The organism is Marinobacter daqiaonensis (assembly GCF_900115285.1).
Taxonomy (GTDB): domain Bacteria; phylum Pseudomonadota; class Gammaproteobacteria; order Pseudomonadales; family Oleiphilaceae; genus Marinobacter; species Marinobacter daqiaonensis.
This window is the reverse complement of sequence record NZ_FOYW01000001.1, coordinates 712,295-731,782: the sequence shown is the minus strand read 5'-3', so window position 1 is coordinate 731,782 and position 19,488 is coordinate 712,295. Positions and strand designations below refer to the sequence as shown.

19 protein-coding genes are annotated in these 19,488 nt (G+C 62.2%); 14 read left to right on the top strand and 5 right to left on the bottom strand.

Annotation, left to right across the window (positions count from 1 at the left end; all coding sequences use genetic code 11):
- The first annotated feature begins 111 nt into the window (after nucleotides 1–111).
- From BM346_RS03375 to BM346_RS03360, 4 genes are read left to right on the top strand one after another with little or no spacing between them, the layout of a single operon-like run.
- Nucleotides 112–1,101 carry a zinc-dependent alcohol dehydrogenase gene (locus BM346_RS03375; RefSeq protein ID WP_092008874.1) on the top strand — a complete coding sequence of 330 codons (990 nt, stop codon included), beginning with the start codon at nucleotides 112–114 and terminating at the stop codon, nucleotides 1,099–1,101.
- 37 nt (nucleotides 1,102–1,138) lie between these two features.
- The gene (locus BM346_RS03370; RefSeq protein WP_092008873.1) at nucleotides 1,139–1,537 is read left to right on the top strand and encodes a 6-pyruvoyl trahydropterin synthase family protein; all 399 of its coding nucleotides are present in this window, start codon (nucleotides 1,139–1,141) and stop codon (nucleotides 1,535–1,537) included.
- Nucleotides 1,524–3,440 (top strand): glycosyltransferase family 4 protein, encoded by a 1,917-nt coding sequence (locus tag BM346_RS18360; RefSeq protein ID WP_092008872.1) that lies wholly within the window; start codon nucleotides 1,524–1,526, stop codon nucleotides 3,438–3,440. The genes BM346_RS03370 and BM346_RS18360 overlap by 14 nt, the downstream gene beginning before the upstream one ends.
- On the top strand, nucleotides 3,437–4,417 hold the full coding sequence (locus BM346_RS03360) for a lysylphosphatidylglycerol synthase transmembrane domain-containing protein (protein WP_092008871.1): 981 nt from the start codon (nucleotides 3,437–3,439) through the stop codon (nucleotides 4,415–4,417). The genes BM346_RS18360 and BM346_RS03360 overlap by 4 nt, the downstream gene beginning before the upstream one ends.
- Here BM346_RS03360 and BM346_RS03355 read toward each other — a convergent pair.
- Nucleotides 4,365–5,180 carry a RibD family protein gene (locus BM346_RS03355; RefSeq protein WP_092008870.1) on the bottom strand — a complete coding sequence of 272 codons (816 nt, stop codon included), beginning with the start codon at nucleotides 5,178–5,180 and terminating at the stop codon, nucleotides 4,365–4,367. The two genes, BM346_RS03360 and BM346_RS03355, sit on opposite strands and share 53 nt — an antisense overlap.
- Nucleotides 5,181–5,338: 158 nt before the next feature.
- Between BM346_RS03355 and BM346_RS03350 the strand changes: the two genes are divergently transcribed.
- Nucleotides 5,339–6,118 (top strand): enoyl-CoA hydratase-related protein, encoded by a 780-nt coding sequence (locus tag BM346_RS03350; protein ID WP_092008869.1) that lies wholly within the window; start codon nucleotides 5,339–5,341, stop codon nucleotides 6,116–6,118.
- A 61-nt stretch (nucleotides 6,119–6,179) separates the two neighbouring features.
- A complete protein-coding gene (locus BM346_RS03345) occupies nucleotides 6,180–6,596 on the top strand; it encodes a helix-turn-helix domain-containing protein (RefSeq protein ID WP_092008868.1) in 417 nt (138 codons plus the stop codon).
- A 19-nt stretch (nucleotides 6,597–6,615) separates the two neighbouring features.
- Here BM346_RS03345 and galU read toward each other — a convergent pair whose 3' ends face one another.
- The gene (galU, locus tag BM346_RS03340; RefSeq protein ID WP_092008867.1) at nucleotides 6,616–7,461 is read right to left on the bottom strand and encodes a UTP--glucose-1-phosphate uridylyltransferase GalU; all 846 of its coding nucleotides are present in this window, start codon (nucleotides 7,459–7,461) and stop codon (nucleotides 6,616–6,618) included.
- A gap of 344 nt (nucleotides 7,462–7,805) precedes the next feature.
- Here galU and BM346_RS03335 point away from each other — a divergent pair, with 344 nt between their 5' ends.
- The 5 genes from BM346_RS03335 to prpF all read left to right on the top strand — a co-directional run bounded on the left by BM346_RS03335 (nucleotide 7,806) and on the right by prpF (nucleotide 14,988).
- Nucleotides 7,806–8,486 (top strand): GntR family transcriptional regulator, encoded by a 681-nt coding sequence (locus BM346_RS03335; protein WP_092008866.1) that lies wholly within the window; start codon nucleotides 7,806–7,808, stop codon nucleotides 8,484–8,486.
- A 293-nt stretch (nucleotides 8,487–8,779) separates the two neighbouring features.
- Entirely contained in the window at nucleotides 8,780–9,667 is an 888-nt protein-coding gene (gene prpB, locus BM346_RS03330; protein WP_092008865.1) for a methylisocitrate lyase, read from the top strand.
- A 44-nt stretch (nucleotides 9,668–9,711) separates the two neighbouring features.
- Complete coding sequence (gene prpC / locus BM346_RS03325; protein ID WP_092008864.1) at nucleotides 9,712–10,842, top strand: bifunctional 2-methylcitrate synthase/citrate synthase; 1,131 nt, start codon at nucleotides 9,712–9,714, stop codon at nucleotides 10,840–10,842.
- Between the two features lie 184 nt (nucleotides 10,843–11,026).
- Nucleotides 11,027–13,639 (top strand): Fe/S-dependent 2-methylisocitrate dehydratase AcnD, encoded by a 2,613-nt coding sequence (gene acnD / locus BM346_RS03320; RefSeq protein WP_092008863.1) that lies wholly within the window; start codon nucleotides 11,027–11,029, stop codon nucleotides 13,637–13,639.
- Nucleotides 13,640–13,809: 170 nt separating this feature from the next.
- Nucleotides 13,810–14,988 carry a 2-methylaconitate cis-trans isomerase PrpF gene (gene prpF / locus BM346_RS03315; RefSeq protein WP_092008862.1) on the top strand — a complete coding sequence of 393 codons (1,179 nt, stop codon included), beginning with the start codon at nucleotides 13,810–13,812 and terminating at the stop codon, nucleotides 14,986–14,988.
- Between the two features lie 92 nt (nucleotides 14,989–15,080).
- Here the strand turns inward: prpF and BM346_RS03310 are convergent, their stop codons facing one another.
- The 3 genes from BM346_RS03310 to BM346_RS18195 form a co-directional block, all read right to left on the bottom strand.
- On the bottom strand, nucleotides 15,081–15,356 hold the full coding sequence (locus tag BM346_RS03310) for a hypothetical protein (RefSeq protein WP_139229898.1): 276 nt from the start codon (nucleotides 15,354–15,356) through the stop codon (nucleotides 15,081–15,083).
- A gap of 222 nt (nucleotides 15,357–15,578) precedes the next feature.
- Nucleotides 15,579–15,995, bottom strand: coding sequence for a hypothetical protein (locus tag BM346_RS18200; RefSeq protein ID WP_227663044.1), 417 nt, complete (start codon nucleotides 15,993–15,995; stop codon nucleotides 15,579–15,581).
- Nucleotides 15,996–16,066: 71 nt separating this feature from the next.
- Complete coding sequence (locus BM346_RS18195) at nucleotides 16,067–16,612, bottom strand: hypothetical protein (protein ID WP_227663043.1); 546 nt, start codon at nucleotides 16,610–16,612, stop codon at nucleotides 16,067–16,069.
- A 358-nt stretch (nucleotides 16,613–16,970) separates the two neighbouring features.
- Between BM346_RS18195 and BM346_RS03300 the strand changes: the two genes are divergently transcribed.
- From BM346_RS03300 to BM346_RS03290, 3 genes are all read left to right on the top strand, one after another.
- A complete protein-coding gene (locus tag BM346_RS03300) occupies nucleotides 16,971–17,321 on the top strand; it encodes a hypothetical protein (protein WP_092008860.1) in 351 nt (116 codons plus the stop codon).
- An 80-nt stretch (nucleotides 17,322–17,401) separates the two neighbouring features.
- The gene (locus BM346_RS03295; protein WP_139229897.1) at nucleotides 17,402–18,220 is read left to right on the top strand and encodes a hypothetical protein; all 819 of its coding nucleotides are present in this window, start codon (nucleotides 17,402–17,404) and stop codon (nucleotides 18,218–18,220) included.
- Nucleotides 18,221–18,231: 11 nt separating this feature from the next.
- On the top strand, nucleotides 18,232–18,906 hold the full coding sequence (locus tag BM346_RS03290) for a DUF389 domain-containing protein (protein WP_139229896.1): 675 nt from the start codon (nucleotides 18,232–18,234) through the stop codon (nucleotides 18,904–18,906).
- The last annotated feature ends 582 nt before the right edge of the window (nucleotides 18,907–19,488 follow it).

The window sequence follows — 19,488 nt, the reverse complement described above, 5'->3', positions numbered from 1 at the left end:
CCCGACTCCTGTCGTAAGCTATGCTGTAATTCCTTATACCCTGCAGAACCCGAAGTGGTTCAGCAGGTTGTCCCGGAGTGTTCATAAAATATTGTTTAGCATGGAGTGACTATGGCCCCAGCGTCAACGGAAATATCGCCGGCCTTCTGGTCCACGGGCGACGGTACAGGGGAGATCGCCCCGGGCCGGCTCGACGAGACCGGCGGCGCCCGCGACTGGGTGGAAATGGACACCCTGTTCAGCGGCGTCAGCCGCGGCACCGAAGCGCTGGTGTTCAACGGCCAGGTGCCGCCATCGGAGTACGAACGGATGCGGGCGCCGTTCCAGCAGGGCGATTTCCCCGGGCCGGTCCGTTACGGCTACATGTCCGTTGGGCGCGTAACTGGGGGCCCTGAGGATCTCAGGGGCAGGGCGGCGTTCTGTCTGTTTCCGCATCAGCGGCGCTATCGTGTACCCGCGGCCGCCGTCACGCCGCTGCCGTCCGGGGTGACCCCGGAGCGCGCGGTGCTTGCGGCCAACATGGAAACTGCCATCAACGGCCTGTGGGACGCCACGCCACGGGTGGGTGACCGCATAGCGGTGGTGGGTTGTGGTGTGGTGGGCTGCCTGGTGGCCTGGCTGGCCCGGCGCATCCCCGGCACCCGGGTGACTGCCATAGACCCCAACCCGGCCCGGGAAGCGGTGCTGCGGGAGCTGGGTGTCGACTGGCACGCCCACGGAGGATCGGACGACCACGATCTGGTGTTCCATACCAGTGGTCATCCTTCCGGGCTGGAGACGGCGCTCTCCCTGTCGGGTAATGAAGCCCGTATCATTGAAATGAGCTGGTACGGTGAGACAGCGGTGGAGGCGGCCCTGGGCGGGTCGTTTCATTCGCGCCGGCTCACCCTGCGCTCCAGCCAGGTCGGCCAGATCAGCCCGGCCCAGGCGCCCCGCTGGAGCTACCGGGACCGCATGGCACTGGCGCTCTCCCTGCTGACGGATGAGACCCTGGATGCGCTGATCACCGGTGAAAGCGATTTTGACGAGCTGCCAGGTGTGATGGCGGAACTGGCCAAGGGACCGTCCGATACCCTGTGCCACCGAATCCGTTACCAGTGACGCCCTTAACCGGTATTAGCAACCAAGGAACACGCCTATGTATGCCCTGACTGTCCGCGACCACGTGATGATTGCCCACAGCTTTACCGGCCAGATCTTCGGTCCGGCCCAGAAACTCCACGGTGCCACCTACGTGGTGGATGTCAGCTTCGAGCGGGAGCAGCTCGATGACGATGATCTGGTGGTGGACATCGGCCTGGCCAGTGACGTGCTGAAAAAGGTCCTGGCCCATATCAACATGCAGAACCTGGACGAGATGGAGGAATTCCGGGGACGAAACACCACCACCGAGTTCATGGCCCGACACATCTTCGACCGGATGTCACAGGCCGTGAAGAACGGGGACCTGGGGGAAGGCGCCCGAGCCCTGACCGCCATCAAGGTCACCCTGGCGGAATCCCACATTGCCTGGGCCAGTTACCGTGGCCAGCTCTGAGCCGGCCTGGAATTTTGTTGTCCCCGGCGACCCGGAACAGCGCACCGGGGGCTATGGCTACGTCCGGGAACTGGTGAACGCCCTCAATCACCATGGCCAGCCGGCGACTATCCAGAGCGTGGAAGGCCGCTTCCCCCTGGCGGACGACCAGGCAACAGCCGCCCTGGACGCGGTCCTTGCCAGCCACCGGGACGGCGCCACGGTTATCGTGGACGGACTGGCCCTGGGAGGCTGCCCGGGGCCGGCGAGTCGTCACGGTCAACGCCTGAACCTGGTTGCCCTGGTGCATCACCCCCTTGCCGACGAGGCCGGCCTGTCGGCGCAGGATGCGCGGTACCTGTTTGATACCGAGCGCCGGGCCCTGGCGGCAGTACACCGGGTCATCACCACCAGTCGCACCACCTCCGACGGTCTTGATCGCTATGGGGTTGCCGGGTCGAATATCACCGTTATCGAGCCGGGGGTCCACCTGCCGCCGATGTCGGGGCCGCGGCAGGCACCGGAGCCGGGCCGGCCCCTGCGCCTGCTGTGCCTCGCCCACCTCTCTCCCCGTAAAGCCCAGCATCGCCTGGTGGAGGCCCTGGCTACCATTCAGGAGCCCTCATGGTACTGCGAACTGGCGGGCTCCCCGGACCGCGACCCGGCCTACGCCCGGCACGTGGCCCAGCGGATCACGGATTTCGATCTCAACGGCCGGGTCACCCTCTCCGGGGAGTTGTCCGGCGAAGGCCTTGAACGGGCGTTCCAGGAGGCGGACCTGTTCGTGCTGCCATCCGAGCACGAAGGCTATGGCATGGTGATCGACGAGGCCCTCGCCCGGGGCCTGCCGGTGATCAGCTCCGACGGCGGTGCCCTGGCGAGAACCGCCGACCGGCCCGGTTGCGTGGTTTATCCCCACAACGACACCAGGGCACTGGCGCGACTGCTGGCGGCCCGGCTCATGCGGCCCGCCCTGCTGCAGGAACAGCGGGAGGGCGCATGGGTCAGCCGTTCCCGGCTGAGGTCCTGGGGCCTTTGCGCCCGGGAGTGCATCCAGGCCCTGTCGGCGACCGCGCCCGAAGACCGCAACGCCAGCGTCTTTGACGCCGACTGGCTGGAACTGCGGGAACCGGCGGACCATCAGGCACGCAGCGAGACCCTGACCCGTCTCGCCATCGACTGGCTGGCGGGTCGCGGCGTCGGCGATCCGATCCTGGTGGACATCGGAACCGGCACCGGCTCCAACTGCCGGTACCTGGCGCCCCGGCTGAGCGAGAACCTGACCGCCCGGTCCCGCTGGCATCTGTATGACCAGGATGCCGGCCTGCTGGAAGTTGCCCGATGTTCGCTGCCGCCGGAGGCCACCAGCCAGTTCCACCTGGGCCGGCTGACCGTGGCCGGGATCGATGTAGCCCTGCCGGCCTGGGCCGACCTGATCACTGCCTCCGCCCTGATCGACCTGGTATCCGAAGACTGGCTCGATGCCCTGGCAACCTGCGCTGCCCGTCGCAAGGCGGCGTTACTGATCGTGCTCTCCTACGCCGGGCATTTTGAGCTCACGCCGGCTCACCCCCGGGACCAGGCGCTCAGGGATCTGGTCAACGCCCACCAGCATGGCGACAAGGGCCTGGGCAGCGCCCAGGGGCCCCGGGCAACGGACTGCCTGGCCGGTCATCTCCGGGCCCTGGGCTACCGGGTCACTGTCGAGTCGAGCCCCTGGCAACTGGGCGGGGACCATCAGGCCCTGCAACTGGCCCTGATCGCGGGCTGGGTCCAGGCGGCAAGGGAGCAGGCCGGTGGCGATGGCACCGGCGAGCCGGGCTGGCTGGACGAGTGGCACAGCACGCGCACCGACCAGGTCCGGCGGGGGGAACTCGCCATCCGGGTGGACCACCAGGACGTCTTCGGGGAGCCGGGCTGTTGAGTGACAGAGCACCGCACTCGGGGCGCCGGTCCCGGCTGCGCTGGTTGCTGACCGCCACCCTGCTGGCAGCGGTGATCTGGCTGGTGGAGCCGGCGAGCGTCTGGCAACAGCTTCGCCAGGTCGCGCCGGGCTGGGTGCTGGCGGCTCTGCTGGTGACTCCGCTGCAGGTGGTGATGTCCGCCTGGCGCTGGCGCTATACCCTCCGGCGCCTGGGAGTGACGCTATCGTTGACGCGGGCGGTGGGTGAATATTACCTCTCAGTTGCCATCAATCAGCTTCTGCCCGGTGGCGTGGTCGGGGACGCCGGCCGGGCCTTTCGTCACAGCCGGCAGACCGGCCGGGCCGAGGTGGCAATCCATGGGGTGATGATCGAGCGCCTCTCCGGCCAGCTGGCGTTATTCCTGGTTGGAGGGCTGCTGATCCTGTTCTGGCTGCCCCTTCCCGCACCGCCCATGCCCGGGCTGTTCCTGCTGCCGGGCCTGATGGTGGTGGGCCTGCTGCTCTGGTCGGTGAGTCGCGGACCACGGCTGCAGCGGTTGTGGCGGGCGTTCCGCCGCGACCTGGAAGCGGCCCTGCTGCGCTGGCCGGCGCTGCCGGTACAGATGGTGTCGTCGTTACTGGTGATGGTGAGCTACCTGCTGGTGTTCTGGTGCCTGGCCATGGGCCTTGGGCTCGACACGGCAGTGACCGCGCCTGGCCTGCTGATGGCCCTGTGTACCGTGCTGCTGATGGCCATGCTGGTGCCCCTGACAGTCTCGGGGTGGGGTGTCCGTGAGGGTGCCGCGGCCCTGATCTGGCCGCTGGCCGGGCTGGACCCCCAGCAGGGTGTGGCGTTGTCCGTGAGCTATGGCGTGGTGGTGCTGGTGTCGGCGCTGCCGGGCCTGGTCTTCGCGCTGGGGGGCTGGGGTTACCGGGGGCGGGAGCTCAGGCGCCGGCGCGGAAGTCCAGATCAAACAGCATGTCGCTGCCCAGATTGACCATGCGGGCGTCAGGGCGCAGGGCGTCCCGCAGGCTGTCGATTTCCGGCAGCGAGAACGCCGGCTGGCCGCTGCCGATAATCATGGGGGCCACCAGCACGTGGAGCCGGTCCACCAGCCCGGCGCCGAGAAAGGTGGAAACGGTCTGTCCGCCGCCTTCGACAAACACCCGCTTCAGGCCAAGCTGCCGGAGCACCGCCAATACCTCCTCGCCATCAATGGGCCCGTCATCCTCCGTCAGGCAGGCAATCTCGTGGACCCCTTGGATGGGTAGCGGCGGCAGCTTTGGTGTCCGGCCCGGGACACCGGCCACCAGGCGCAGGGTGGGCGCGACCCCGTCGGTGAAGAGGTTATGGCCGTCCGGAACGCGGCGGTGCCGGTCGATGACCACCCGCACCGGATTGGGTCCCTGGGCCAGGCGCACCGTAAGCCTGGGGTTGTCGACGCTGGCGGTACCCGAGCCCACCACCACGGCGTCGGACACCGCCCGCAGACGGTGCAGGTGCACCAGCCCGTCCTCGCCATTGATGTAGCGTGACTTGCCGGTTACGGTCGCGATACGCCCGTCCAGGCTCTGCCCGAGCTGGGCAATGACCGAATGGCCCCGGGGCAGGGGAGAAACCAGTGGCCGGAACAGCCGCAGCAGCTGCCTGGCGTACTCGTCCTCACCTGCCGCCTCGTCCTCCGTCCAATGGGCGCCGGCCGGGGAGCCGGGCCGTTGCCGCTGGTCAAGAATCATCTGCCAGGCCTGCTCTGGAGTCATTGTTACCTCAAACTGGTGGATCAGGTTTGGAACGCGTCGCCGCCCTGTGAAACACTTACGTTGAAACAGGGTTTTGATTCACTCTAGTGATATAAAACCGGCAGTGCCAGCGGATTGGCCGCGGCCTGAGCTAACCCGTCCACGAGGAACCCGTCACCGTGATCCAGCTTACCCATGCCCGTGACCACCTTGCCGATGCGCCGGCCAGCATTCGCGTGCTCACCATCAATCACCCCCCGGAGCACCGCTGGAACGCCGATACCCTGGAGCAGTTGCACCAGGTGCTGGCGGATCTGGCCCGGGAGGCGGCGCCGCCCTCGCTGGTGATAACCGGGTCCGGCCCTGACTGGTTCTGTGGCGGTACACTGGACTCGGCAGTGGCGGATGACCGTGTTTCTCTGACCCAGCTGGCGCGACTGTATAGCCAGGCTTTTTCCACCCTGCGCCGCTACCCGTCGCTGACGGTGGCCGCCGTTAATGGCCAGGCCCGGGACGAAGGCATCTCCCTCGCCCTGAGCTGTGATCTGCGGGTGGCGTCGGCCCATGCGCTGTTCGGCTTCGATGCCCCCCGGGAGGGGCGCGTGCCCATGGGGGGCAGCAGCCAGTTGCTGCCGCGCCTGGTGGGGGAGTCGGCCACCAAGCGCATGATGCTCTGCGGCCTGCAATGGTCCGCGCAGCAGGCCCTGGCGGCAGGGCTGGTGGATGCCGTCAGCCCGGGCTCACCGGTGGTGGAGGCCCTGACCTGGCTGACCCCGGCCCAGGCGGTCAGGGCGCAGGTGGTGCAGGCGGTGCGCCAGCTGGTGGAACATGCCCGCATGCGGCCGCTGGAAACCGGGTTCGCGGCGGAGCGTGACTGGCAGGCGATTCTCGCCGAAGACGCCGGACCGGACACCAGTCCGGCTGAGCATCGCGGAATGCCCGGTAACGGGGTAAAGTAGACAGCGGTTCACGTGTCGGGGCGAACATCAGTGGCCCCAGGGCCAGCGGGGAGTCTTTCGAATGCGCTATATGGAAACGTTCTGGCAGAGGCTGAAGGAGACCCGGGAGAACCGGCAGCTCTCCCGCCGCGATGTGGCGGAACTGTGTGGTGTCGACCAGGTTGTGGTGAGCCGTTGGGAGCAGGTGGACCCCCGCCAGCGCATGTACCCGGCGGTGGACGAGCTGATAGACCTGTGCCGTCACCTGGAAGTGCCCCTGGAGTCCCTGCTGGACACGGAGACCCTCGATAATCCCGGCCAGCTGGAGTTGCCGGGCCTGGCGTTTTCCAACACCGACGAGCTGGGCGGGGCCCTGGACGAGCTGGAGCGTGAGGTGCGGCGGGTTCAGCCCTCGGAGGAAGAGGCGGAACTGCTGCGCCGGTTCCGCAAGAGTTCCGCGGAGAACCGGCGCATGATCCTGCAGTTACTGGGCCGGTGAGGGCGGCTGCCTTTCCCGGTTAGCCCTGCTTTCCACCTTTCTTGTAGACGTTCTCGTAGACGTAATTGGTGGCATCCACGAAGCCGTCGATGGAGCCACAGTCAAACCGGGTACCCTTGAACTGGTAGGCCAGGACACAGCCGTTCCTGGCCTGCTCGAGCAGGGCGTCGGTGATCTGCACTTCACCATTCTTGCCGGGCTTGGTGTTCTCGAGGATCTCGAAAATGTCCGGTGTCAGGATATAGCGGCCAATGATCGCCAGGTTGGAGGGTGCCTTGTCCGGGGCGGGCTTCTCCACCATGTCGGTGATCCGGTACAGGCCGTCCTTCATGGTTTCACCGGCGATGACGCCGTACTTGTGGGTCTCGTCTTCCGGCACTTCCTCGATCGCCACGATGGAGCAGCGGAACTGCTTGTAGAGCTTGACCATCTGTGTCAGAACCCCGTCCTCGCCGTCGTTGGTCACGCAGAAGTCATCGGCCAGCACCACCGCAAAGGGGTTGTCCCCCACCAGGTTACGCCCGGTCAGGATGGCGTGGCCAAGCCCCTTCATCTCGCTCTGGCGGGTAAAGGCGAAGGAGTTGTTGTCGATCAGGTCGCGGATGGAGGTGAGCAGTTCTTCCTTGCCGCTGCCGGCAATCTGGTGCTCCAGCTCGTAACTGATATCAAAATGATCCTCAATGGCCCGCTTGCCCCGGCCGGTGACGAAACCGAACTCGTGAATTCCCGCGTCTGCCGCTTCTTCAACCCCGTACTGGACCAGCGGTTTGTTGACGATGGGCAGGATTTCCTTGGGCATGGCCTTGGTGGCTGGCAGGAACCGGGTGCCGTAGCCGGCCACCGGGAAGAGGCATTTCTTGATCATGTATGTCGTCCTTATAGTGGTATCGCCACCCTGAGGGTGTGTCCTGAAAGATTGTAGGGCATCGGCCCCCCTGAAACCGGGGCAATCAGAAAGCATGCCAAGTGTAACCAAGTTACTGCCATGAATGGAAACACATGCCGGTGTCGGAAATTTTACGATTTCTCCATGGGCGGGGCTGAACCGTCAAAAGGCACCCATCCCACCGCGGACAGGGCGCGGGCACCAGCATGGTGCATTCTCAGGAATGTTGACAAAAGGCCGGAACCATACCTTGGTATTGTTGACAATATGACCTATCAGGCGTAGTTTTTCAGTCCATCAAGGTCATTATTGTTAACAACAATATGGAAGCTGCAGCACCTCAATCCCTCACTCGCGCCGATGAAGCCTTTGATTGTCTGCAAACGGCCATCGTGAAGGGCGACCTGGCTCCCGGTGAGAAAATCGGCGAAGTGGAGCTGTGCGCCCGCTTCAACCTGACCCGGGGCCCCCTGCGGGAAGCCCTGGGCCGCCTTGAGTCCCGGGGCCTGATGGTGCGCCGTCCCCACGCCGGCGTGAAGGTGGTCTCCGTCAGCGCCCAGGAACTGATGGAGCTGTACCATATCCGCGAGGTGATGGAAGGCCTCGCCGCCCGCCAGGCCGCCGAGCGCATGACCGACCAGGAAATCGCCGACCTTCAGGCCACCCTCGACAGCCACGAAACCATGATCGAGCAGGCCCAGGGCCAGGCCTACTACCAGGCGGAAGGGGACTACGACTTCCACCACCGTATCGCCACCGGCAGCCGCAACACCAAACTCGCACAAATGCTGCTGGGTGATCTTTACTACATGGTGCGCATGTACCGGTACCGGCTGAGCACCTCCAGCGGCCGCCCGCACCGCGCCCTGGGTGAGCACCGCCGTATCGTGGAAGCCATCGCCCAGCGGGACGGCGAACTGGCGGAGTTCCTGATGAAACGCCACATCAACGCCGCCAGAAAGAACATCGAACAGAAAATCAGCGACGGCCTGCTGAACATCTGACGGGCCGCCGGAATGAAAAGACAGGATTTGCCACGGAATCCACGGAAGAACGCGGAAAAGAAAGAAGATTTGCCACGGAATCCACGGAAGGACACGGAAAATGACAATGAAAAAAGAAAGGATTTGGCTGCGGGTAGCTGCCAGTTCTCAGGTTAGCCGCAACCCATTTTTACTTTCGTTTTTCTTCCGTGTTTTCCGTGGATTCTGTGGCCAAAACAATCTTTTTCGTCGTTTTTCCGCGTACTTCCGCGGATTCCGTGGCTAACAAAAATCTTTAAACCGAGGAGAGCACCATGACCAAACCAACATCCGCCGGCGCACGTTTCCGTCAGGCCCTTGCCGACAACCAGCCCCTGCAGATCGTCGGCACCATCAACGCCTACTCCGCCATGATGGCCGAGAGGGTGGGGCACCAGGCCATCTACCTGTCCGGTGGCGGCGTGGCCAATGCCTCCTACGGTCTGCCGGACCTGGGCATCACCACCATGAATGACGTGGTGGAAGACGCCCGTCGCATCACCGCGGCCACCGACCTGCCGCTGCTGGTGGACATCGATACCGGCTGGGGCGGTGCCTTCAACATTGGCCGTACCATCCGCGAGATGGAGCGTGCCGGCGTTGCCGCCATCCACATCGAGGATCAGGTGGCCCAGAAGCGTTGCGGCCATCGCCCCAACAAGGAGATCGTCTCCAAGGAAGAAATGGTGGACCGCATAAAGGCCGCCGTGGACGCCCGTCAGGACGACGACTTCTTCATCATGGCCCGCACCGATGCCTTCCAGAAGGAAGGACTGGAAGCCGCCATCGACCGGGCCCGGGCCTGCATCGAAGCGGGTGCTGACGGCATCTTCGCCGAGGCGGTGCACGAACTGGACGACTACAAGGCCTTCGCCGACGCCCTGGACGTGCCCATCCTGGCCAACATCACCGAGTTTGGTGCCACCCCTCTGTACAACAAGAAAGAGCTTGCCGAAGCCGGCGCCGGTATGGTCCTGTACCCACTGAGTGCATTCCGCGCCATGAACAAGGCGGCACTGCTGGTATACGAGAACATCCTGGAGAAGGGTGACCAGAAGGACGTGGTGGACATCATGCAGACCCGCGCCGAGCTGTACGATTTCCTGAACTATCACGATTTCGAGCAGAAGCTGGACGAACTCTTCGCCCAGAAAAAGAACTGAACAACTAACGACCGCCAAGAACGAATTCGATGAGGAGATGACCCATGGCTGAAGCAAAGAAACTTGGTGGCGCCGGCCTGCGTGGCCAGGTTGCCGGTGAAACCGCCCTGTGTACCGTTGGCAAATCCGGAGCCGGCCTGACCTACCGCGGCTATGAGATCAACGATCTGGCCGAGAACGCCCAGTTCGAGGAAATTGCCTACCTGCTGCTGCGGGGCAAGCTGCCCAACCGCAAGGAGCTGGATGGCTACAAGCAGAAGCTGCAGAGCCTGCGCGGACTGCCGGACGCCCTCAAGACCGTCCTCGAGCAGATCCCCAAGGACGCCCATCCCATGGATGTCATGCGTACCGGCTGCTCCATGCTGGGCAACCTGGAGACCGAGAAGGACTTCGACGAGCAGGATGACCGTATCGACCGCATGCTGGCGGTGTTCCCGTCCATCATCACCTACTGGTACCGCTTTGCCCACGAGGGCGTGCGCATCGAGACCGACAGCGACATCGACTCCATCGGTGGCCATTTCCTGGAGCTGCTCCACGGCGAGAAGCCCAACGAGCTGCACGAGCGGGTGATGAACGTCTCCCTGATCCTGTACGCGGAGCACGAGTTCAACGCCTCCACCTTCACCGCCCGGGTCTGCGCCTCCACGCTGTCTGACATCCACAGCTGCGTCACCGGCGCCATCGGCACCCTGCGGGGCCCGCTCCATGGCGGCGCCAACGAAGCGGCCATGGAACTGATCCAGAAGTTCAACAGCCCGGACGAGGCCGAGAAAGGCCTGCTGAAGATGCTGGAGAACAAGGAAAAGATCATGGGCTTCGGCCACGCCATCTACAAGGAGTCCGACCCCCGCAACGCCATCATCAAGAAGTGGTCCAGGAAGCTGGCGGACGAAGTGGGCGACACCGTGCTGTACCCGGTCTCCGAGCGCATGGAGGAAGTCATGTGGCGGGAAAAGAAGCTGTTCTGCAACGCCGACTTCTTCCACGCCTCCGCCTATCACTTCATGGGCATCCCCACGGAGCTGTTCACCCCCATCTTCGTGATGTCCCGGGTCTCCGGCTGGACCGCCCACGTGAAGGAGCAGCGGGAAAACAACCGCATCATCCGCCCCAGCGCCGACTACACCGGCCCGGCGGATTCCAAGTGGGTGCCCATCGACGAGCGCCCCTAAAACCTGTATTTGCCACGGAAACCACGGAAGACACGGAAGAAAAGCGAAAAAAGAAATAATGGGTTGCGGGTAACCGCGAAATGGGAAGGTACCCGCAGCCAGATTCTTTTTTGTCTTTGTCCTTTTTCCGTGTCCTTCCGTGGATTCCGTGGCTATAAAAGTTTTCTCAGAGAGCCCCCCCAAGATGAACACCCAATACCGCAAGAACCTCCCAGGCACCGACCTGGACTATTTTGATACCCGCCAGGCCGTGGAAGACATCCAGCCCGGCGCTTACGACGGACTTCCGTATACCTCCAAGATCCTGGCTGAGCAGCTGGTTCGCCGTTGCGATCCGGAGATGTTGACCGACTCCCTCAAGCAGCTGATCGAGCGCAGACGGGACATGGACTTTCCCTGGTACCCTGCACGCGTCGTCTGCCATGACATCCTTGGCCAGACCGCCCTGGTGGACCTGGCCGGCCTGCGGGACGCCATCAAGGAGAAGGGCGGTGACCCGGCCCAGGTTAACCCGGTGGTGCCCACCCAGCTGATCGTGGATCACTCCCTGGCTGTGGAGCATGCCGGCTTCGAGAAGGACGCTTTCGAAAAGAACCGTCAGATCGAAGACCGTCGCAACGACGACCGCTTCCACTTCATCAACTGGACCAAGACCGCGTTCAAGAACGTGGACGTGATTCCTCCGGGCAATGGCATCATGCACCAGATCAACCTGGAGAAGATGTCCCCGGTAATCCAGAACCGCCCCGATGGGGAAGGCAGGCACGTTGCGTTTCCGGATACCTGCGTTGGCACCGACAGCCACACCCCCATGGTGGACGCCCTGGGCGTGATTTCCGTGGGTGTTGGCGGTCTGGAAGCCGAGAGCGTGATGCTGGGCCGCGCCTCCATGATGCGCCTGCCGGACATCGTCGGTGTCGAGCTGACCGGTAAACTGCAGCCGGGCATCACCAGTACCGATATGGTTCTGGCCATCACCGAATTCCTGCGCAGGGAACGAGTGGTCGGCGCCTACCTGGAATTCTACGGTGAAGGCGCTGACAGCCTTACCGTGGGTGATCGCGCCACCATCTCCAACATGACCCCGGAATACGGCGCCACCGCCGCCATGTTCTACATCGACGGCCAGACCATCGACTACCTCAAGCTGACCGGCCGCGAAGACGATCAGATTGCCCTGGTTGAGACCTACGCCAGGCACACCGGCCTGTGGGCCGACAGCATGAAGAACGCTGACTACGAGCGCGTGCTTAAGTTCGACCTGTCCAAAGTGACACGCACCCTGGCGGGCCCCTCCAACCCCCACGCGCACCTGCCCACCTCCGAGTTGGCAGAACGGGGTATCGCAGGCGAGTGGGAAAAAGAAGAAGGCAAGATGCCGAACGGCGCGTGCATCATCGCCGCTATCACCAGCTGCACCAACACCAGCAACCCCCGCAACATGGTGGCCGCTGGCCTGATTGCCCGTAACGCCAACAAGCTGGGCCTGACCCGCAAGCCCTGGGTGAAGACCTCCCTGGCGCCGGGTTCCAAGACCGTGAAGATGTACCTGGAGGAAGCCAACCTGCTGCCGGAACTGGAGCAACTCGGCTTCGGCGTTGTGGCCTTTGCCTGTACCACCTGTAACGGTATGAGCGGCGCCCTGGACCCGGAGATCGCGAAGGAAATCATGGAACGCGACCTCTACACCACGGCGGTGCTGTCCGGTAACCGGAACTTCGACGGCCGCATTCACCCCTATGCCAAGCAGGCGTTCCTGGCATCACCGCCTTTGGTGGTCGCCTACGCCATCGCCGGCACCATCCGCTTCGACATCGAAAAAGATGCCCTGGGCTACGACCAGGATGGCAACCCGGTAACCCTGAAGGACATCTGGCCGGATGATGCGGAAATCGACGCCATCGTGAAGGCCAGCGTAAAACCGGAGCAGTTCCGCAGCACCTACATTCCCATGTTCGACATCACCCGGGACGCCCAGGCCGACACCAGCCCGAACTACGACTGGCGGCCCCAGAGCACCTACATCCGTCGCCCGCCGTATTGGGAAGGTGGCATGATGGGTGAGAAGGCCCTCAAGGGCATGCGCCCCCTGGCGGTGCTGCCGGACAACATCACCACGGACCACCTGTCGCCGTCCAACGCCATCCTGATGGACAGCGCCTCCGGTGAATACCTCCACAAAATGGGCGTGCCGGAGGAAGACTTCAACTCCTACGCCACCCACCGGGGCGACCACCTCACAGCCCAGCGCGCCACCTTCGCCAACCCCAAACTGTTCAACGAAATGGTGCGGGACGAGCAGGGCAACGTGAAGCAGGGTTCCCTGGCGCGGATTGAACCGGAAGGCAAGGTCACCCGCATGTGGGAAGCCATCGAAACTTACATGGAACGCAAGCAGCCGCTGATCATCATCGCCGGCGCCGACTACGGCCAGGGCTCCTCCCGTGACTGGGCCGCCAAGGGCGTGGCCCTGGCGGGCGTGGAAGCCATCGTCGCGGAAGGCTTCGAGCGTATCCATCGCACCAACCTGGTGGGCATGGGCGTGATACCCCTGGAGTTCGAGGCAGGCACCACTCGCAAGACCCTGAACATCGACGGCACCGAAACCTACGACGTGGAAGGCACCCCGGCCCCCAGGGCCAAGCTGACCCTGGTCATCCACCGCAAGGACGGCACCACCGAACAGGTCCCGGTAACCTGCCGCCTCGACACCGCCGAGGAAGTCCAGATCTACAAGGCCGGCGGCGTACTGCAACGCTTCGCCCAGGACTTCCTGGAGTCCACCAGCGCGGCTTAATAATTTGCCACGGAATCCACGGAAAACACGGAAAAAGGATTAAAAACAAAAGGATTTGGCTGCGGGTATCTTCCGGAATCGAGGTTACCCGCCACCCATTTTTTTCGCTTTTCTTCCGTGTTTTCCGTGGATTCCGTGGCTAAAAACAGTCTTTGGAGGGTAACCCGAAAGTGAGCAACATACCCCAGATAAAAATACCCGCCACCTACATGCGCGGCGGCACCAGCAAGGGCGTCTTCTTCAAGGTCGACGACCTGCCGGAACGCTGCCAGCAGCCCGGCGAGGCCCGGGACAGGCTGCTGATGCGCGTGATCGGCAGCCCCGACCCCTACGAGAAGCAGATCGACGGCATGGGCGGCGCCACCTCCAGCACCAGCAAGACCGTGCTGCTGAGCAAAAGCGAAAGCCCGGACCACGACGTGGACTACCTGTTCGGCCAGGTGGGCATCGACAAGGCCTTCGTGGACTGGAGCGGCAATTGCGGCAACCTTTCCGCCGCCGTCGGCCCCTTCGCCATCAGCAACGGCCTGGTGGACAAGAGCCGGATTCCGGACAACGGCATCGCCACCGTCCGCATCTGGCAGGCCAACATCGCCAAGACCATCGTCGCCAAAGTGCCCATGACCAACGGCGAAGTGCAGGAAACCGGCGACTTCGAACTGGACGGCGTCACCTTCCCGGCGGCGGAAGTGGCGGTGGAGTTCATGGACCCGGCGGATGGCGAGGGTGCCATGTTCCCCACCGGCAATGTGGTGGATGAGCTGGAGGTGCCCGGTGTGGGTACCTTCAAGGCCACCATGATCAACGCCGGCATACCCACCATCTTCGTGAATGCCGAAGACATCGGCTACGAGGGCACCGAACTGCAACCGGCCATTAACGGTGATCCCGAGGCACTGGCGAAGTTCGAGATGATTCGGGCCCATGGGGCGGTGAAGATGGGGCTGATCAAGACGCCTGAGGAAGCGGCTAACCGGGGGCATACGCCCAAGGTGGCGTTTGTTTCAGCGCCCAAGGACTACGTGAGTTCTTCCGGTAAGGAAATTAAAGCCAGTGAGGTTGATGTGCTGGTGCGGGCCCTGTCCATGGGGAAACTGCACCATGCCATGATGGGGACGGCGGCTGTGGCGATTGCTACGGCGGCGGCGGTGCCTGGCACGCTGGTGAACGAGGCGGCCGGGGAAGGGGATCGGACTTCCGTGACCTTTGGGCATCCTTCCGGGACGTTGCAGGTTGGGGCTGAGGCTAAAAAAGTTAACGGCGAGTGGACGGCCAAGAAGGCGGTTATGAGTCGGAGTGCGCGGGTACTCATGGAAGGTTGGGTGAGGGTGCCTGGGGATTCGTTTTAGGCCCCTTCCGGTTTTGAGGTGATTCAGGACTGGTCTCCTGACGTGTTGCCGCCTTGCCCTCATGGGCCTGGCGGCTTTTTTGTGGCTGGTTTTCACGGGCTACCGGATAGAACCCGCGACAGGCTGTCACCCAAAATCAAAATAACAGCCGTGAACACGAGAAGCACGAAACCGTGGCCGGCAATCATGAAGGCCCAGGCCCGGAGCCGGTCAGCGCTTGTCGTATATTTTTTTACATCCGATGTCATCAGCTGCCGGTTGTTCATATCGTTGAAGAAAAATTCCGGTAACGCGACAGCGTATGCATACCAGACCAATCGCCCGCCAACGCCGTCCCACGGACACGGACGGGGCTTGCCTTCTGCCACACGGGAATCTAGGACAGGCACATCCAAAAGAAGAAGCTCCTGTGTGTGGTTCTGGCTGTTGGCGAGGGGTAGTAAATTGGAACGAAATGCTCAGGATGCGCTATTAGCGACAGGTTGAGCTTAAAACTCAGCCATTTGGCCGGTTTCAGACCAAGTCCCGCCCCTGGCAGTCGCCAGTAAGGTGTAGGAAAGGAGAGAGTTGTTACATCAGGCTGCGGATCGTCACCGGTCCAGGTGAGCCCATCGGTTATCCCGATAGCGGGCCTCAAACTCGGTGGCTTCGACAAGCCACTCGTCGGTACTGAGCCCCAGCCGTTTCAGAATCGGTGGTTGATCCTCCGGGATATGTCCGCGCTTGTTGGGATTGAGGATCCGCCCGGTGTAGTCCACCAGCTCCAGGTAGTCGCTCAGTGAGAACAGAATCCCCAGCTGTGGTTCGTTCCTGACGACACCTTCGAAAAGGAGTAGCGGCTTCAGGGGCAGCGGAAACTGCTTCAGGAATAGCTGTTCGCTCTGGGCCTGGATTGCGTCGGACAGATTGAACCGGGGCACTAGTCGTTCCTTGATGCTGGTGTAGTCCGAGGTCTCCGGTGTTTCTGCGATCGCTGCTCTGACCGGATTCAGGTCGACGTAGGCCATACGGCTCAGTACTGCTTGCTCCGATAGTAATGCCTGGGACTTGAATCTCGACTCCCACCAATTTGACTGGATCAAATTGGAACAGCCGGAGGCTGGCCCCGAAGGGGTGAGGGCCATGGAAGGCCCTCATAAAAGTGCCCGGTGCAGTCGTCTTCCCGGTTTGCCTTCCTTGCTATGGACTCGTTCAGGCACTTCATGAACCAGCTCAGGTCGGTCAGTCGTTTCCGGTAGACGCTGATGATTCGTTTGACGAAATCCTGCTCCGCCTCGTGAAGATCTTCACCGGACTGGTAACGCTGTACGAGCGGCGGCCCTTTGAACAGGCTGGTCCACCGCTCCAGAACCTCGTCATCGCTCCAATCGTCGGCTTCTTCCGGGCAGATCTTGACCACCAGATGGTAGTGGTTGGACATCACCGCGTAAGCACAGAGGTCGATGGTGAAGATGGACGACAGCAGGCGGATTCGTTGCTCAATCCACTGCCGGCGATGCTCGTAGTTTTGCCCCGTCTGATGGTCGATACCGCACAGGAAAGTCTGTCGCACGCAGCGGGAGACGACGTGGTAGTACGGAGTATTATCGGAAAGCGAGATCTGTTGTTCTCGTGGGAGGGGCATGCTGGTCCTTAGCAACGATAGTGAGTCCATTGGCTATCGGACCATTAACAGCTGTAGCCTTCAAGAGTCGTTGTTAGCGGCGGTCCCGCGAACAGGAATGTTCTTACTTTTGATGGCAGGTATGGCAGGTGTGCGTCCTTTCCTTGTTCTTCCTTTCCTTGTTCTACCCTCCCACCAGGCCAAAATATACTCGTTGCTAAAGATCCCGCCAGAAACCAGACCATGTGGTCATGTTTGAGGTAGGCGTGGCTCCCACAACATATCGAGCATGTTTACTGTGGAATTCGACATCAAGACGAGCAGGTCGGATCTGCTGATGTCGTGCTAATATGAAAGTGAAGGGAAGAAGGGTAACAACATGTCGTCCAAAAACCCGATTTACATGTTCTTCGAGGCTCCGGTTTCGGCTGGAAAGTCCACTCTCGCGGGGCTCCCGGCCGCAACGCGAAATGAACTCTTTAAAGATGGTTGTGGCGTATCCGCGGATGAAACGGTTCAGGCCCCGACTTACCTCGTTCCAGGCTTTGCCTTCAACAGCGTAAAGCGCGTCGATAAGCATGGCGGCACCACCCTGACGGCGCCAATCAACCTGGCCTGGAGAGTGGGCGAGGGCATATCAGAGCAGCTTGCCTCTTTTATGGAAAGCGAGTACAGGCTCGCGACGGCCGCTACTGCTCTGATCCGACGCCTGCGGCCGGCAACGTCGTGAGATTGGAACCCCCGCTTAACAAGCCGGGTCCGCCGGCCTGGCAGCTTTTCATCATCGCATTCGTCCTTCTCGGGGGGGCTGTGGCGTTGATGTTGTGGGCGCACACGCTTGATCACACGCGCACTGTAATCGGCAGTCCCGGCATGTTTCCGCATCAGGGCCCGATTACGTCGGTGCGCGAAATCGGCGGCGAAAAAGTGAAGGCTAACCTGATTGCGAAGGATGTGATCCTTGGGGACGTCGAGATCGATCAAATGATCGGAGAGCGGGTATTCCTGATTTCGGACCACGGGCAGACCGTACCCGCAATCCTGTTTGGCGAGCTGACCGTCCGGCAGCATGATCGCTCGGTGACACTCGAGGCGGGCGATCGTGTCCGGATCTACGGGGTGATCCGGATGTTGCGCAGTATCGAGGAGCTGGTGGACGAGAGGGCGGTGAGCGCGGACCAAGCACATAAGCTGCGGGATCATGACGTCTACATCAGCGCGTTTCGCGTGGCGCCACTGCCCATCCGCGAGCGCGTGCAGATTCCCCGTGTGATCAGCGCGGTGTCGCAGTTTGAGGTCTTTGACCCCGAGGCGCTCCAGGCGCGTGAGGTGGTGCTCGACAGGGTCAAGGTGCTGGACGTGCTCGGCGATCATACGTTCCTCGTTGGTGATGAGGGCACGAGCGTACCGGTCACGCTGTTCGGTGAGATGACACGGCGCCAGGCCGAGGGCGTTACCTCGATCCGCACAGGCCAGGTGGTGCGGATCTACGGTGTGATCCGGTTGCTGCGCAGCCGACAGGAGATCGAGGACCTGTTGATGGTTTCGCCCGACATGGCCGCGCGGTTGCGCGATAACGCTCTCTTTGTCAGCGCACTGAGAGTCGTCCCGCTGGAGCCGCCATCGTGAGGACCTCGATCGTGCACGACCATCTCGTCCGTGGCGTGATCTCCGAAGCCAGGAGCGATTACGCCTACTACATCTTCATGACGCTTTCCGGCGTGCTCGCCGCGATCGCGCTCCTCACCGATTCGGTTCCGCTACTACTCGGCGCCATGATCGTGGCGCCCGCTTACCCGCTGCTTGCCGCTGTCTCGTTCAGCATTGCGGGTGGCTACCCCCGGACTGCGGGGCGCGCACTCCTCGTGCTGTTTGGGGGGCTGGCGCTGGCGATCGCCGCCGCGGTTGTGACCACGTGGTTGTGCAATGTCGCTGACATCCTTCCGAGCGCCTCGAACCTCGTCTCGAAACCGCTGCTCGAGGAGCGTGTCCGTACCGGCTGGTACAGCATCATTGCCGCGGTGGCCGCCGGGGCCGGGGGCACGGTCGCCGTGATCAAGCGCAAGCAGGATGCGCTGATCGGGGTCGTCGCCGCGATTGCGCTCATTCCTGCGGGCGCCGCCGGCGCACTCGCGGCGTATTCTGGCGATTTTGGCCGCGCAATCGGTGGCTTCGTGCTCCTTGCGGTTAACATCCTCGTGATCATCGCGCTTGGTCTGCTTGTTCTCGTCGCGATTCGGCCGGGCCGGACCGATGCCGCCGAGTCTAAAGCGAATGGCAGCGAGGGAGAATGGAAAACTTGGAAGGAAGGGTAAAGCGTTAAGGAAACTAAACGAAGAAACCAAACGAGGACAGGCATTCATAAAGCAATCAGTACCATATTCAGAAGACAGAGTCCGGACAACCTAACCAATGCAGGCACGGCGACGCCCTTTACATTGCGCCTTCGGCTCCATCCCATGGGCGCTTATGCCGCAAGCGTTAAGAGATGGGCGATAAAGCGAATTGAACAAATGCCTATAGCAAACTGTATTGTGAAGCGCGGTCTGAAATGTGAAGACAAAAACGTTATCGGATTGTGGGCGCATGCTTCACAGGTCAGTTCGCAGGAGATGACCGTCAATGTGGTGACATTGGTAGTGGCATCTGGGCATGTTGTCGAAAATGGAGCATTGAAAAGTTGGTGAGTTCTACGACTCATAACCGGTCGCCGAAATACGTTTCGGCCCTGGCGGGGTTGAACCCGCATAGATAAGACAGGCATAGATAAGACACTGGAAAACCCGGTACAGGCATTCTAAAAGAAGAGGTTTCTGATTAGGGCCTCCTTGCTGATGGCGAGGAGGTCTAATCTGCTCTGAAGTACTCGGAATGACCTTTTAGAATCAAACAGAACA